The 14,173-nt window shown below is 70.7% G+C and carries 14 protein-coding genes; 5 read left to right on the forward strand and 9 right to left on the reverse strand.

Annotated elements, in window-relative coordinates:
• Positions 1-3: 3 nt before the first annotated feature.
• Positions 4-1,740, forward strand: coding sequence for a cation:proton antiporter (locus ACLIME_RS00400; protein ID WP_411557951.1), 1,737 nt, complete (start codon positions 4-6; stop codon positions 1,738-1,740).
• 242 nt (positions 1,741-1,982) lie between these two features.
• Here ACLIME_RS00400 and ACLIME_RS00405 read toward each other — a convergent pair whose 3' ends face one another.
• From ACLIME_RS00405 to ACLIME_RS00445, 9 genes are all read right to left on the reverse strand, one after another.
• Positions 1,983-2,222, reverse strand: coding sequence for a hypothetical protein (locus ACLIME_RS00405; protein ID WP_086474520.1), 240 nt, complete (start codon positions 2,220-2,222; stop codon positions 1,983-1,985).
• 113 nt (positions 2,223-2,335) lie between these two features.
• On the reverse strand, positions 2,336-3,322 hold the full coding sequence (locus ACLIME_RS00410) for an SDR family NAD(P)-dependent oxidoreductase (RefSeq protein WP_411557952.1): 987 nt from the start codon (positions 3,320-3,322) through the stop codon (positions 2,336-2,338).
• A 103-nt stretch (positions 3,323-3,425) separates the two neighbouring features.
• On the reverse strand, positions 3,426-4,193 hold the full coding sequence (locus ACLIME_RS00415) for a polyprenol monophosphomannose synthase (protein WP_079705198.1): 768 nt from the start codon (positions 4,191-4,193) through the stop codon (positions 3,426-3,428).
• A gap of 76 nt (positions 4,194-4,269) precedes the next feature.
• Positions 4,270-4,941, reverse strand: a complete 672-nt coding sequence (locus tag ACLIME_RS00420) for a class F sortase (RefSeq protein WP_138946478.1) — start codon at positions 4,939-4,941, stop codon at positions 4,270-4,272.
• The gene (locus tag ACLIME_RS00425; RefSeq protein ID WP_411557953.1) at positions 4,938-6,122 is read right to left on the reverse strand and encodes a glycosyl hydrolase family 8; all 1,185 of its coding nucleotides are present in this window, start codon (positions 6,120-6,122) and stop codon (positions 4,938-4,940) included. The genes ACLIME_RS00420 and ACLIME_RS00425 overlap by 4 nt, the downstream gene beginning before the upstream one ends.
• 2 nt (positions 6,123-6,124) lie before the next feature.
• Positions 6,125-6,973 (reverse strand): DUF4397 domain-containing protein, encoded by an 849-nt coding sequence (locus ACLIME_RS00430; protein WP_124768768.1) that lies wholly within the window; start codon positions 6,971-6,973, stop codon positions 6,125-6,127.
• Positions 6,974-7,053: 80 nt separating this feature from the next.
• Positions 7,054-9,084, reverse strand: coding sequence for an ArnT family glycosyltransferase (locus ACLIME_RS00435; protein WP_411557954.1), 2,031 nt, complete (start codon positions 9,082-9,084; stop codon positions 7,054-7,056).
• Entirely contained in the window at positions 9,081-10,601 is a 1,521-nt protein-coding gene (locus ACLIME_RS00440) for a glycosyltransferase (RefSeq protein WP_241161027.1), read from the reverse strand. Before ACLIME_RS00440 ends, ACLIME_RS00435 begins: the two co-directional genes overlap by 4 nt.
• Positions 10,601-11,266, reverse strand: coding sequence for a GtrA family protein (locus ACLIME_RS00445; RefSeq protein WP_411557955.1), 666 nt, complete (start codon positions 11,264-11,266; stop codon positions 10,601-10,603). The genes ACLIME_RS00440 and ACLIME_RS00445 overlap by 1 nt, the downstream gene beginning before the upstream one ends.
• A 296-nt stretch (positions 11,267-11,562) precedes the next feature.
• On the opposite strand from ACLIME_RS00445, the gene ACLIME_RS00450 reads away from it, so the two are divergent.
• The 4 genes from ACLIME_RS00450 to ACLIME_RS00465 all read left to right on the forward strand — a co-directional run bounded on the left by ACLIME_RS00450 (position 11,563) and on the right by ACLIME_RS00465 (position 14,172).
• On the forward strand, positions 11,563-11,925 hold the full coding sequence (locus tag ACLIME_RS00450; protein WP_079705204.1) for a hypothetical protein: 363 nt from the start codon (positions 11,563-11,565) through the stop codon (positions 11,923-11,925).
• Positions 11,922-12,755 carry an SDR family NAD(P)-dependent oxidoreductase gene (locus ACLIME_RS00455; RefSeq protein ID WP_411557956.1) on the forward strand — a complete coding sequence of 278 codons (834 nt, stop codon included), beginning with the start codon at positions 11,922-11,924 and terminating at the stop codon, positions 12,753-12,755. The genes ACLIME_RS00450 and ACLIME_RS00455 overlap by 4 nt, the downstream gene beginning before the upstream one ends.
• Positions 12,756-12,826: 71 nt before the next feature.
• Positions 12,827-13,000 carry a hypothetical protein gene (locus tag ACLIME_RS00460; protein WP_161578549.1) on the forward strand — a complete coding sequence of 58 codons (174 nt, stop codon included), beginning with the start codon at positions 12,827-12,829 and terminating at the stop codon, positions 12,998-13,000.
• 182 nt (positions 13,001-13,182) lie between these two features.
• Entirely contained in the window at positions 13,183-14,172 is a 990-nt protein-coding gene (locus tag ACLIME_RS00465) for an NAD-dependent epimerase/dehydratase family protein (RefSeq protein WP_274499487.1), read from the forward strand.
• Position 14,173: the final 1 nt, after the last annotated feature.

The raw sequence follows: 14,173 nt of genomic DNA on the forward strand, positions 1-14,173 counted from the left end.
GCTATGGAACTCGGGGTGTATGCGGTCGTCGGCATCGCGGTGATCGTCGCCGTCGCGGCCTTCTCCCGCAAGCTCGGCGTCGCCGCACCGATCATCCTCGTGATCGTCGGTGTCGGGCTCTCGTACCTCCCGGGCGTCCCGGAGATCGAGGTCGAACCGGAACTCGTGCTCGACGTCGTCCTGCCGCCGATCCTCTACGCCGCGGCGATCAGCGTCCCGATCATGGACTTCCGCCGCAACCTCGCCACCATCACGAGTCTGTCCGTCGTGCTCGTCATCGTCACCGCGTTCGGTGTCGGCTTCCTCCTCTTCAGCCTCTTGCCCGACCTCAACCTCGCCGCCGCCATCGCCCTCGGCGCGATCATCAGCCCGCCCGACGCGGTCGCGGCGACCTCCATCGGACGCCGTCTCGGCCTCCCGCCCCGCCTCCTGACGGTGCTCGAGGGCGAGGGGCTCGTGAACGACGCGACCGCGCTCGTGCTCCTCCGATCGGCGAGCGCTGCGGCAGCCGGCGGCATGCTCACGCCGTGGGCGACGGTCGGCGACTTCGTCTACGCGGTCGTCCTGGCGATCATCGTCGGCTTCATCGCCGGATACGTCACCGTCTGGCTGCGGTCGAAGCTCAACGACTCCGTCCTCGACACCGCGATCTCCATCGCCGTCCCGTTCGTGGCGTTCATGCCGACCGAGGCGCTCGGTGGGTCCGGCGTGCTGGCCGTCGTCATCGCCGGCCTGTACACGGGGCACGCGAGCTCGGCCGCGTTCTCGGCCCAGGCGCGGATCAGCGACCGCATCAACTGGCGGACCATCCAGTTCCTGCTCGAGAACGCCGTGTTCCTCCTCATCGGACTCGAGATCCGGACGCTCATCGGCGCCGTCGACGCGGAGATCCTGTCCGTCGAGGAGTCCATCGGGATCGGTCTGGTCGCGACGGCCGCGCTCATCGCGCTGCGGTTCCTGTGGGTGGGCCCGCTGGTGCTCGGGCTCCGTGCACGAGAACGCTGGGCTGAGCGGCAGACCCTGCAACGGTGGCTGTCGATGGGGTACTCGGAACGGTTCCCGAGACAGAACCGCCGATGGCATCGACGGCGGCGTCGGGAGCGCGCCTACGAGCGGCAGCGCGCCGACCTCGAGCAGTTGCGGCTGGAGCAGATCGACTGGCGGGGTGGCGTCATCCTCAGCTGGTCGGGCATGCGCGGCGTCGTGACGCTCGCCGCGGCACAGTCACTGCCGCAGAGCACCCCGTACCGCGAGCAGCTCGTCCTCATCGCCTTCACGGTCGCCGTGGTGACGCTCGTCGTCCAGGGCGGCACGTTGCCGTGGCTCATCCGCCTGCTCAAGGTGCAGGGGATCGACGAGTCCGAGGACCGTCGACAGCTCGCGATCCTGCTCGACGAGATCAGCTACGCGGGCATCAGTGTGCTGGAGGACCCGGCATCGGCGGTCGGCATCGAGGAGGAGATCGACCCCGATCTGCTCGAACGCGTCCGGCAGTCGACGTTCCTGCGGGCGGAAGCCGCCTGGGAACGCTCGCGCGAGTCGGTCTCGCCGAGTGAGACGCACGCCGAGACACCGCACCGGCTCTACCGCCAGCTGCGCCTCGCCGTCGTGCAGGCCGAGCGTGAGCGGCTCCTCGACGCCCGGGCGCGCGGTGCGTACCCGTCGCGCATCCTCGCCGAGGCGCAGACGATGCTCGACATCGAGGAGACGCGCCTGCGGCCGCCTCGTGCCGACCACTAGAGCTGGGTGACCGTTCTCAGGAGTCCTCCGGTGCGCCGCCCGACAGACGGATCGACACGCCGACGAACTCCTGAGAAAGGGTCGGTGGGGTCAGGAACTTGGGCCGGGGTTGGTGATGTCGGCGACGCACTCCGCCTCGCGCCGACCGCTGAAGCTGCCTGACCGTTCTCAGGAGTCCTCCGGCGCGCCGCCCGGGAAACGGACCGACGCGCCGGCGAACTCCTGAGAAAGGGTCGGTGGGGTCAGGAACTTGGGCCGGGGTTGGTGATGTTCGCGACGCGCTCCGCCTCGCGCTCGGCCGCAGCGTCGCGTTCGGTCTCCGAGCCGGGGTTCGTGATGTCGGCCTCGCCGCTCGCCGCGGGGTCGTCGGCGGCGACGTGCGGGCCGGGGTTCGTCGTGGAGGCCACGCGCTCGGCCGCCGCGTCGTCGACGGCCTCGTCGTGTGGGCCCGGGTTGTTGATGTCGGCGTTCTGGTCACTCATGGGGTGCTCCTTCCGAGATCCGCCTGGGCGGTCTCCGTCTCGCGCATCGTCGCGCTGATCCGCTCTCACGGTAGGTCCGTGGGCGGGTGGCTGCAAGGGGTGGCGCCGGCCGATCAGTCGCGCGCGGCGAAGGCGTCGACCCCGGTGAGTTCGGCGGAGAGCGCCCAGAGGCGGGCCGCCTCCTCCGGATCGGTCGCGTGGTCGGCGACACCGGAGGCCGGGGAGACCGCGGTCTCCCCGGCCGGGCCGGCGATGTCGCAGTCCTCGCAGAACACCCCGCCGAGGCCGTCGAGCGACGGCGAGGTCGCGGCCCAGACCTCCGTCGCGGCACCCTGCTCGGGCGACTTGAACCCCGAGACGAGGAGGTTGCCGTCGGCGTCGACCCAGCCGAGCGCCATCATCTCCTCGCGGGGCAGGTGCCGCTGCAGCGGCGTGAGGATGCCACCGGGGTGGACGGAGAACGCGCGGACGCCCTCCTCGGCACCGAGCGTGTCGAGCTGGAGGGCGAAGAGCGCGTTGGCGGTCTTCGCCTGCCCGTAGGCCTCCCACTTGTCGTAGCCGTGCTCGAACTGGACGTCGTCCCAGCGGATCCCCGAGCGCTTGTGGCCGCTGGAGGACAACGCGACGACCCGCGAGGAACCGCCCTTGACGATGGCGGGCCAGAGGCGGTTGACGAGGGCGAAGTGGCCGAGGTGGTTCGTCGCGAACTGGAGTTCCCAGCCGGGACCGACACGCGTCTCGGGAGCCGCCATGACGCCCGCGTTCGTGATGACGAGGTCGATGCCCCGGCCCGTGGCGAGGAAGCGGTCGGCGAACGCCTCGACGCTCGCGAGGTCGGCCAGGTCGAGCTCGTCGACCTCCACGCCGTCGATGCCGGCGAGTTCCTCGCGAGCGGTCTCCGGGCGCCGTGCCGGGACGATGACCTGGGCACCCGCGCCGACCAGGGCACGGACGGCTTCACGGCCGATACCGGAGTAGCCGCCGGTGACGATGGCGAGCTTGCCGGTGAGGTCGATGCCCTCGAGCACCTCCGCCGCGGTGCTCGAGTGGCCGAAGCCGGAACCGATGGGGTGCTGCGGGGTGCGCGTGCGATTGGTCATGCCCTCACGCTACGACTCCGGGGAGGGCGGCGGAACCGGAAGGACCTGGGAAGATGTGCAGCCCTCGTCGGCCCGTGGTCGTCGTCGCCCGCACCACCTGGTCTCAGCGGGTGGACAGCACACGCACGGATGGGAGCGGGTGGCCGTGCAGCAGCGCACGGACCTCCTGCAGGCGGCGACGCACGCCCCACATCGTGACCTTCTTGAGCGACTCGGAGACGATGCCGCCGCTCATCTTCGACTCGCCAGACACCCGTTCGGTGAAGACGATGGGCGTCTCCACGACCCGGAGCCCGCGCTGCAGCGCCCGCCAGAGGAGGTCGACCTGGAAGCAGTACCCCTGCGACGCGACGTCGGCGAGGTCGATCCGGCGCAGCGCCTCGCTGCGGAACGCGCGGAACCCGCCGGTCGCGTCGGCGACACCGATCCCGAGGGCGAGTCTCGTGTAGAGGTTGCCGCCGCGACTCAGCGCGAGCCGATGCGCGGGCCAGTTCTCGACGACGCCACCCGGGACCCAGCGCGAGCCGAGCGCGAGGTCGTGGTCGTCGAGGAGTCCGATCAGGCGGGGCAGGTCCTCGGGGTGGTGGGAGCCGTCCGCGTCCATCTCGACGATGACCTCGTAGCCGCGCGCGAGCGCCCAGGCGAAGCCCGCGAGGTACGCCCCGCCGAGCCCGTCCTTCACGGCCCGGTGGAACACGTGCACCTGCGGGTGCTGCGCGGCGAGCTGCTCGGCGAGGAACCCGGTGCCGTCGGGGGAGGAGTCGTCGACGACGAGGATGTCTACCCCGGCGACGGCGAGCGTGCGGTTCACGATCGGCTGCAGGTTGTCGAGTTCGTTGTAGGTGGGGATGACGACGAGGGAGCGGTTCACGTCGGTTCCTTTCGGGTCGTTGGGAGTGGTTCGGAGGGGGCGGCCCCTCGACAGGAGCGAGGGGTGGGGAGCGGCGCTACGGGGTCGTCCCGACGAGCGACGCGAAGACGACGTAGTTGTTCGCGTAGGTGTTCGCGGCGTCGTCGAAGGGTCCGTTGCAGGTGATGAGCCGGAGCTGCGCGTCGGGCGTCGGTCCGTAGACCTCCTCGGTGGGGAAGGTCTTCTTCTCGACGTCGATGGCGCGGTCCACGGCGTAGGTGGCGGTCGAGCCGTCGGACATCGTGACCGTCACCTGGTCGCCCGCCACAAGCTGCTTGAGGTGGACGAACACCGCCTCGCGGAGGGTCGTGTCGAGGTGACCGGCGATGACCGCGGGCCCCACCTGGCCGGGCAGGACGCCGGCGCGATACCACCCGGCGTCCTCCCACTCGACCGGCGGCAGGAGGACACCGGACGCATCGCGCTCGAGCGGTTCGACCGCCGCGTCGACCCCGATCGACGGAATCTGTACCCGGCTCACGCTCAGCGCGCTGACATCGGCGGCCGGCGCCTGGGCGACCGGGTCCTGCTTCGCACCGGCGGCGCCACGGTCGGTCGCCTCCGAGGAGGTGATGGGCCCGTCGGCGGCGTTCGGCGAGGTCGGTGTCTGCCCGGCGTGCGTCGTGGCGCAGCCCGAGAGGGCGAGCGCCGTGAGGAGTGCTCCGGCCGCGGCGAGCGTGCCGATCGTCCGGCGGTGTGCGCGGATCATGAGGTGGCTCCTTCGGTGAGCGGCGGGCACCCGTCCAGCTCACCGGTGGTGAGCATCATGGGCGCGAGGGCTGCCCAGGCGGCGCCGAAGTAGCTCGGCACCTCCTGCGCGAGTTCGTCGGCGGCACGGAGGTCGTCCGCCGACTCCGGCAGGTTGCCCACGGCGGCACGCGCGGCCGCTCGGGCCTGGAGGGCGAGCGGGTGCACGTCCGAGGTCAGTGGTGATCCGCCGAGGTCGGTCTCCGCCCGCAGCTCCTTCGACCGCGCGAGGGTCGAGGCGAGGCGGGCGGCCGTCGCCTGGTCGGCGGTGTCGCAGGACTCGGCGTAGCGGATCGGGAGTCGGGCCGCGTCGTAGCCGTAGCGGACGCTCTGCCCGGTCCCTGCCGCGCCGGGCATGGCATCGACGGAGCCGTCGGCGTGCACCTGGGCCCAGTCCGGCGGCAGCGGGCTCTCGTCGAGCAGGGTGGTGGTGACCGCTGCGGAACCCGCCTGCAGTTCGGCCCACCGCGGGTCACCCGTCGCCGCACCCAGCACCGAGAAGGCGACGGGGGAGGCGTAGGACGGGTTGTACGCGTAGGGCTCGGTCGCTGCGGCCCAGACGCCGGGCAGGAGGATCCGGCCCGCGGCGGTCTCGGCGGTCATGCGGTCCGCGATCACACCGGCAAGCGTGACGCCGGCCTCGGTGAACCGCGGTTCGTCGAAGCGGGTACCGGCGATGACGAGCGCGCGGGCGGCGTCGAGGTCCGCATCGCTTGCGGGTTCGTCGTCGACGACCTCACCGTCGCTCCACCGCCAGGCGAGCAGCCCGTCGGGGCGCTGCAGGTGCTGCTCGGTCCAGTCCCAGATCTCGGTGAAGGACTGCTCGTCCCCGACCCCGGCCGCGACGAGTAGTCCGTAGGCCTGCCCTTCGCTGACCGTGTCGTCGCCCTGGTCCCGGCGCACGACGCGGCCATCGTCGACCCAGTCGGCGAGGAACGCGTCGGCGGCCTCCGTGGTGGTCCGGTCCGTGACCGTCGAGGTCGGGCCAGGCTGACCGTCGGCGTCGGCGGAGCCGGGGGACGCCGCGGTCGGACCCTGGAGGAGGTTCGCCGGGAACCCGGTCGCCAGCGAGGCGATCACGGCGGTCGCGGTGACCGCGGCGACCGCGGTCGCGGCGATGCCGATCGTCTTCTTGGCGCTCATGGTCAGCTCACCGCCGTCCCGAGGTCGCGCACGAGCCGGGCGAGCTTCGCGTCGAGGTCGTCGAGGACGGACCCGAGCGTCGACGACTCCTTGGCGAGTCCTCCGCCACCGGTCTCCACCGGACCCTCGGGAGCGTCACCCGCCGCTGAGCTGTCGAGGACGGGCATGAGGGTGACGCCACCTGCGGCGTTGTCGAGCACGAAGAGCGTGCTCACGGTGCCCGGCGCGAGGTTCACAGAGGCTTCCGCCGCCTGCTTGCCGCCGGTCAGCTCGAGATCCCACGGGCCGGCGGGGACGCTCGCGTAGTCGGTCGCCGTGCCGGTGGTGGCGCCCTTCGCGATGGGCATGCCGGTCGAGGTGCTGACGTCGACGCTCTTCACATCGGTCGACGCCTGGATCAGCCGGATGCGCGCCGCACCCTCGGCCGGACCGGTGAGGTCGTCCTCGAACACCTTCGTCTGCAGGTCCTTGTTGGGACCGTAGGCGGCGACGGTGGCCGCTTCCCCGGCCGTGATGGTCACGTTGGTGCTGATGACCGGCTTCGTGCTGTCGGGAGCCCCGGCGGGCACCATCGACACCACGTAGGTGCCGGCGGCGAGGTCGGTGTAGGGGGAGACCTGGCCGTAGGCGACGTCGTCGAGTTCGAACACGGTCGCGCCGCCGGAGAGTGCCGACAGCTTCACGTCGACGGTCTTGGTGTCGGCCGAGAGGTGGCCGACACGGATCCAGCCGGAGCCTGCGGCATCGGTGGTGGCGGCGCTCGCGGCGGTGGTGCCGAAGCCGATGAGTGCTGCCGTCGCGACGGCGGCGAGGCCGCTGAGGGCGAGTCGCCTCGTGGTGGTGGTTCGCATGGTGGAACTCCTGTTCTTCGGGTGGTTCGGGGGTTCGGATGGCCCGGGCGTCGGGCTCGAGCCGGTGCTCGGGACGGTGGTCAGCGGACGACGTCGGGTTCGACGACCGAGTAGGTGACCCGCACGCCGGCCGCCGTCTGCTCGACGCGGTCGGCCGCGTAGTCGCCCTGGATCGAGCGGATGGAGTCGGCCAGACGGCCGTCGCCCGCCTCGGTGCCGGTGCGGAGCACCATGGTCCGGCGCACGTCGCCCGTCTCACCGTCGAGCACCGGGGTGCTCTCGAGCCTGACCGGCGTCGTGGCGAGCACCTGTCCGAGGGCGAGCAGGGCGCGGGAGTCGAGCTGGCCGTCGCTCACGGTCTGCGCGGCCTCCGCCGAGACGCTGAGCGAGGGGTTCAGCAGGAGCTGCGCGCCGAGCGCTGCCCGAGCCGCCGTTCGTCCGGCAGCCTGCTCGGCTGCCGCGTCGAGACCGTCGGCGTCGATGCGGCGGACCTCGACGGCCTGCGTCCCGGAGCCGAAGGTCGCGACGAGCTCGGAGTTGTCGATCGCACCCTTCACCTCGGGGAAGGTGGTCGGGAAGGTCCGCATTGAGTCGGTCGTGACGATGTAGTCGGCGTCGCGCCAGCCGTTGGGCGACTGAGCCTGGACGGCGGAGTCGGTGTCCATCTTGTAGTACCAGATGACGTTGTCGCGATCGAAGCCGCTCTCGACGAGGTCGACCCACATCGCGTCGTCGACGATCACGCGGGACTCCTTCGGCACATTGGTCTGGACCCACTGCTGAGCCTGCCGGACCGGCTTGTCGAGGTCGGCGAGGAGGAAGCCGCGGAGCTGGGTCGCCGTGTTCGGGACGGCGACGACGGCTGCCGCGAGCACGGCGGCGACCCAGACGGCTCCGGCCGCGCGTCCGCCGAGAAGACGACGGCGCGGTGCACCGGCCTCGACGGTCGAGCGGCGACGGAACTGTCGGATGGCCGCGCCGGTCACGCCCATGATGAGGATCGTCATGAACGGCAGCAGCATGATGACGTACGGCACCGGCAGGTAGCCGCCTGGGCGCAGCATGAAGAGGCCGAGGAAGACGGTCATCGCGGCGATGACACGCAGTCGCGAGATGAAGAGCCCGGCGACGGCGGCCACCGCTCCGGCGACGAGGAGGGCCGCGTCCAACTGCCACCACATGCCGAGGGTCTTCGCCGACAGGCTCTCCGGGTCGAACAGCGACCCGCTCGCGACGCGGGATCCGAGCTGGAAGAAGACGCCGCCGAGGAGGCTCACCCGGTCAGGGCCGGGAATGAGCTCGCCCTTGATGGCGGCGAAGAGCACGTACGTGAAGCCGATGACGACGACGATCGTCGCGGCGACCGGCAGCGTGTACCGGCGGGTCTCCTTCCGAGCCGCGCGCCACATGGTCCAGGCGAGGAAGGGCAGGGCGAGCAGGAAGGTCTCCTTGCTCAGTACGGCGATGCCGAACGCGGCGGCGGAACCCGCGAAGCCGACGAGCTGGTGCTTGCGGCTCGTCGCGAGGATGAAGGCACCGAGGAGCCAGGGCACCGCGACGTTGTCGAGGTAGACGGTGCGGTGGAACTGCACGGCGAGCGGCGAGATCGCGAACACGAGTGCGGCGACGGCGGCCATGGTCCGGCTGAGGTGCAGGCGGCGGGCGAGGACCCACACGAGCACGACGGCGATGAGCGTCGCGACCAGCATGGCCTCACGTGCCGCGACCACGGCGATGTCGTAGCGGTCGAACGCGCCGGTCAGCCCCGTGTAGGCCGCGATCTGCAACCAGCCGAGCGGTGGGTGGTCGTACCAGTAGGTGTAGTGGGCGAGTTCGCCGAGCTTCAGCACGCTCCACGCCTGGGCGGTGTAGGTGCCCTCGTCGTCGATGCGTTGCGGGGATCCGCCCATGTTCATGGCCTGCACGACGGCGGCGATGGCCAGCACGGGCAGGAGGAAGGCCAGGGTGCGACCGTGGCGCGAGAGCCAGCGGCGCACGACGCCGGGGCCTCGCTGTGCCGGTGGCCCTGAGGTGAGCCAGCCGAGGCGGTCGCTCTCCAGGTGGAGCTCTGGTCGGCCGGGGGCGGCCGGTCGTTCGAGGATGCCGGTCATCGGGTTGCTCCGTTCTGGAGGACGAGCTCGGGTGCGCGGTCGGGCAGGTCGACGGAGACGGGAGCGGCCTCGGTGGCCTCGGCGACCTCCTCGCTGCGGTGGGCGCCGGTGTGCTCCGTCTTCTCCCAGGAGTGGTCGCCCTTCCACTCGCGGAAGACGGAACGGACGGCGGCCAGGCCGAGGAAGATCTGGTACGGGAAGGTGCCGAGGATCAGCCGGGCGTAGTCGCGGAGGCGGACCTTCTGGCCGTAGAGGCGGCCGAACTCGCCGAGCCCGGAGGCCTCCACCGCGAGGGTGACGATCGTCGGCGCGAGCGGGATGAAGGTGAGGAGCGCGATCGGCGCGGGGACCTTCGCGAACAGCACCAGCAGGACCGAGACGGGGATGAGGAGCCCGGTCGCCGCCTGGAGGAACGGCATCGACAGCAGGTAGCGGGCGAACATGCGCTGACGGAACGTCGGCAGCTTGCGCCATTCGCCCTTCTTCAGGACCTGCAGGAATCCCTGGTTCCAGCGCGTGCGCTGCTTGTAGAGCGACTGCAGGGTGCCTGGCGTCTCCTCGCGGGTGACGACCTCCGGGCTATAGGCCACGACGACCGTCGCGCCGGCGCTCGAGAGTCGGACGCCGAGCTCGCAGTCCTCAGCGAGGCAGCCGTCGTCCCAGCCTTCCGACCAGTCGAGCCAGGTCTTCTTCACGAACACCGTGTTGCCGCCGAGCGGGATGAAGCGGGAGTTCGCGTGGAAGTGCAGGCGCGACCGGAACCAGAAGTAGTACTCGAGCACGTTCCGGAGTGACCACCAGCTCGACTGGAAGTTCATGAGCTGCACGCCGCCCTGGACGACGTCGGCGCCGCTCTCGGTGAAGCGGGAGTCCACGAGCGTGAGCAGGCGCGGATGCACCTCGTCCTCGGCGTCGAACACGCCCACGACGTCGCCACGGGCGATCTGCAGCGCCCGGTTGAGGGCCTTGGGCTTGTTCTTCGGCACGCTGTCGTCGACGACCACTTTGATGAGGTCGGGGTGCCGGGCGGCGGCCTCGCGGACGACGCGCTCGGTCCCCGGGTCGTCGTGGCCCACGATCGCGATGATCTCGAAGTCGGGGTGGTCCTGTTCGGCGAGGCGGTCGAGGGTCTGACCCATGACCTCCTCCTCATGCCGACCGGGGACGAGCAGGGTGAAGGAGTGTTTGGCGGGCAGCGGGACCGCGGCGAACCCCGTGTTCTTCAGGTGGCCTGTCGACCGCCAGGCGTGGAGCATCCAGTAGAGCGTGGTGACGGCGATGATCGTCAGCGCGGCGGCGAACAGCAGCATGGTGCCGTAGCCGAGCCACTCACCGATGCTCCAGGAGCCGGGGTCGGCCGCCGACGCCGGGTCCACCAGGGTGCCGCGGTTCGGCAGCGGTTCCGTGGGTGCCGCGGGCTGCGGGGTCAGCAGGGGAGCGGGCTCGTCCGCGGCGGCGAACGGGCGGGAGGGGATGAGCGCGAGCGCTCCGAGCAGCGGTGCGAGTGCGGGTGCCATCAGGACAGGCCTCCAGAGGTCGGCAGTGCGTGGGTCGGTGCGGATCGACGAGGGGTCGTGGTGCGCGGTGCGGCGGCGGGTGCCGATGCGGCCGGGCTCGAAACAGTCGTCTCCTGCGTCGTCGTGCTGCGACGGCGATCGGTCGCCGACTCGGCGGGTCGGAAGACGACGAAGCGGTAGGCGAGGAAGCGGAACACCATGCCGAGGACGAGTCCGACGCCGTTGCCCGCGATGTTGTCGGCGAGCGGCGTGGTGTAGCCGAGGACGTAGTGCGAGACGAAGAGACACCCCGCCGCGATCCCGAGGCCGAGGACGTTCATGAGCGCGAAGAGGGCGCCCTCCTTCCATACCGCGCGGCGGTGCTCGGTCCGGAACGTCAGCGCCCGGTTGCCGAGCCACGCGACGATCGTGGCGACGGCGACGGAGATCACCTTCGCGCCGATCGGCTTGTCGTCGAGCACGGTGAACCGGAGGAGGTTGTACACGCCGACGTCCACGACGAACGCGGTGCCACCGACGAGGCCGAAGGTGACCAGCTGGGAGACGAGCTTGGGGAGACGCAACGGCTGGCGTGCACGGCGGGGACGCGTTCCCGGAGCGACGGATCGTTCGGGGACGGACGGCTGGCTCGGGTGCACGACGGAAGATTCGGGCTTCACGGTCATGCACGCCGTTCGGGGGCAGCGCGAACCGCGGTTTGGTCGATTCCGCCGCCGCCCAGGGCTTTGCCAGGTTCACGAAACAGGGCTGAAATCCCTTGATTTTCCGCGGAAGTTGACGTATTCGCGAGGGCATGGGGGACAACACCGAGGCCCCCTGAACTGGGCCTTCGCCCGCCCGTCAACCGGCACGACGGCGATCCTTCGGTCGCCTACGATGGGGGCAACGCCCGGTGTGCTCGGGCGTCGTGATGCCCTGATTCGAGGGTGCGCGAGACGACCGGCACAGAGGGAGACATCTGGTGGGAAAGCTGATCTACGGGAGTTCATCGCGAGAACTCGAACTCGACGACCGGATGCTCGCGCACGTGAAGTCGATCGCGGTCATGAAGCTGCGGCGCAACGAGTCCTTCACGATCTCCTGGCCGCGTTCGCTCGAGACCGGTGGCGGACGCGTGACGATCTGGGTGCACCCGTCGATCTCGTTGCAGTTCGAGTTCGACCAGGAGGAGCGTCCGGAGCTCAACCGCAGCTGGCTCGAGTCGATGATGCAGGATGCCAACAAGACCGGCGACCTCGCCATCGGACGTGAGGTCCCCGACATCGACCAGCGGGCGCGCCCGACCAACGTCAGCGAACCCCGCCCCCGGAAGTCCTCCGCGTGAGCGACCGGGTGATCGTCCTCACCGGCGCCAGCGACGGCATCGGTGCTGCGGCCGCGAAGGCGTTGACGGACGCGGGCGAGCAGGTCGTGGTGGTCGGGCGGTCCCCGGAGAAGACCGCGGCCGTCGCGCAGCGGATCGGGGCTGCCTCGTTCATCTCCGACTTCGCCGAACTGGCGCAGGTGCGGCTCCTCGCCGAACAGCTCCTCGAGCGGTACCCGCGGATCGACGTCCTCGCCAACAACGCCGGCGGGATCTTCGGCGCCGACCGCCGGGTCACGGCCGACGGCCACGAGCAGACGTTCCAGATCAACTACCTGGCACCCGCGCTCCTCACCCACCTCCTGCTGGACCGCCTCGTCGAGTCCGAGGCGACGGTGATCAACACCTCGAGCGTCGCCAACCGCCTGTTCGGGAAGCTCGACCTCGACGACCTGGACGCTGAACGCTCCTACTCGCCCACGCGTGCCTATGGCAACGCGAAGCTGGCGCAGATCCTCTTCACGAAGGAGCTCGACCGCCGGTACGGCCCGCGCGGACTGTCCGCCGCGGCGTTCCACCCGGGGGTCATCTCGACGAACTTCTCCAGCGCGCCCGACGGCGCGATGCGGTTCCTGTATGCGAACCCGCTCGGTCGTCGCCTGCTGAACACCCCCGAGGAGGGCGCCGACACCCTCTTCTGGCTCGCCGAGAGTCAGCCGGGCCTCGACTGGACCTCGGGCGGCTACTTCGTGAAGCGGAAGCCCGCACGCACGAACAAGCTCGCCGACGACGTCGCCCTGGCCCGCGGGCTCTGGGAACGGACCGCGGAGCTGCTCGCCGAGCACCGCTGAGCGGTCCCGTCGGCCCGTCTCAGTGGCTCCCGCGTCGCCGTTTCGTGGTGACGGGAGCCTAGGCTGGTGGAATGCGATGGAACGAGTGGACGACGGCGCTCGTCGTCGCCGGGGTCCTCGCGCTCGCCGCGCTGCTGATGCTCCTGGTCCTCGGACCCGAGGCACCGGTCGTGTGGGGACTCGTCTCCGGGGTGCTGCTCGCCCTCGTCGTCGGTGCCATGGCGTTCGTCAAGCGCGAGCGCTGACTGCGTCCACTCGCTGCCCTTCGACAGGCTCAGGGACCGGACAGCCCGGTCGCTGCCCTTCGACAGGCTCAGGACCGGAAGGGCCCGGTCACTGAGCTTGTCGAAGTGCCCACGACGAACCTTCCGGTCCGATCCCTGTCCAGGTCTGGGCGAGTCGGGCGGCGGTGCGCGAGGATGGACCAATGACGACGAAGCGCATCCTGTTCATCGGCGGCAGCGGCATCATCTCCTCGGCGTCGGTCGCCAGAGCGGTGTCGCTCGGCCATGACGTCACCGTCCTGAACCGCGGCCTGTCCCACGTCCGCCCCCTCCCCGAGGAGGTCGAGCTCCTCCGCGCGGACGTGCGCGACACCGACGCGGTGACCGAGACGCTCGGCTCGCGCGAGTTCGACGTCGTGGCGCAGTTCACCGCGTTCACGCCACCGCAGGTGCAGGCGGACATCGACCGCTTCGCCGGTCGGATCGGCCAGTACGTGTTCATCAGCTCCGCTTCTGCCTACCAGAAGCCGCCACAGCGCCTGCCCGTCGTGGAGTCGACGCCGCTCCGGAACCCGTTCTCCCAGTACGCGCGCGACAAGATCTCCTGCGAGGACGTCCTCGTCCACGCTTACCGCGAGCAGGGTTTCCCGGCGACGATCGTGCGCCCGTCACACACCTACGACCGGACGCTCATCCCCACGATGGGACGGCGCACCGACCTCGACCGCATGCGCGCGGGCAAGCCGGTGGTCGTCCACGGCGACGGGACGACCCGCTGGACCATCACCCACACCGAGGACTTCGCGGTCGGGTTCGTCGGCCTGCTGGGTCGCCGCGACGTGCTCGGGGAGGCCTTCCACATCACGGGCGATCACGCACCGAGCTGGAACGACATCACCCGGTGGATTGCGGAGGCGGCCGGCGTGGAGGCCGACATCGTGCACGTGCCGTCCGACGTCATCGCGGAGGTCCACCCGCCGCTCGGGCCGACGCTCCTCGGCGACAAGGCGTTCCCGATGGTCTTCGACAACACGCGCATCCGCAGTCTCGTGCCGGAGTTCCGGCCCACCATTCCGTTCTGGGACGGCGCGGCGGAGATGGTCGCGTTCCACGACGCGAACCCGCACTGGCAGCCGGCCGAGCCGGAGCTCGACGCCGCCTTCGACCGGATGGTCGCCGCCGTCGGTCGCTGAG

The sequence above is a fragment of the Plantibacter sp. MPB07 genome (assembly GCF_046619465.1).
Taxonomy (GTDB): Bacteria; Actinomycetota; Actinomycetes; order Actinomycetales; family Microbacteriaceae; genus Plantibacter; species Plantibacter auratus.

Coding starts and splice junctions, on each gene's coding strand:
- ACLIME_RS00400 (WP_411557951.1), top strand. CDS start 4: ATGGAACTCGGGGTGTATGCGGTCGTCGGCATCGCGGTGATCGTCGCC.
- ACLIME_RS00405 (WP_086474520.1), bottom strand. CDS start 2,222: ATGAGTGACCAGAACGCCGACATCAACAACCCGGGCCCACACGACGAG.
- ACLIME_RS00410 (WP_411557952.1), bottom strand. CDS start 3,322: ATGACCAATCGCACGCGCACCCCGCAGCACCCCATCGGTTCCGGCTTC.
- ACLIME_RS00420 (WP_138946478.1), bottom strand. CDS start 4,941: ATGATCCGCGCACACCGCCGGACGATCGGCACGCTCGCCGCGGCCGGA.
- ACLIME_RS00425 (WP_411557953.1), bottom strand. CDS start 6,122: ATGAGCGCCAAGAAGACGATCGGCATCGCCGCGACCGCGGTCGCCGCG.
- ACLIME_RS00430 (WP_124768768.1), bottom strand. CDS start 6,973: ATGCGAACCACCACCACGAGGCGACTCGCCCTCAGCGGCCTCGCCGCC.
- ACLIME_RS00435 (WP_411557954.1), bottom strand. CDS start 9,084: ATGACCGGCATCCTCGAACGACCGGCCGCCCCCGGCCGACCAGAGCTC.
- ACLIME_RS00440 (WP_241161027.1), bottom strand. CDS start 10,601: ATGGCACCCGCACTCGCACCGCTGCTCGGAGCGCTCGCGCTCATCCCC.
- ACLIME_RS00445 (WP_411557955.1), bottom strand. CDS start 11,266: ATGACCGTGAAGCCCGAATCTTCCGTCGTGCACCCGAGCCAGCCGTCC.
- ACLIME_RS00460 (WP_161578549.1), top strand. CDS start 12,827: ATGCGATGGAACGAGTGGACGACGGCGCTCGTCGTCGCCGGGGTCCTC.
- ACLIME_RS00465 (WP_274499487.1), top strand. CDS start 13,183: ATGACGACGAAGCGCATCCTGTTCATCGGCGGCAGCGGCATCATCTCC.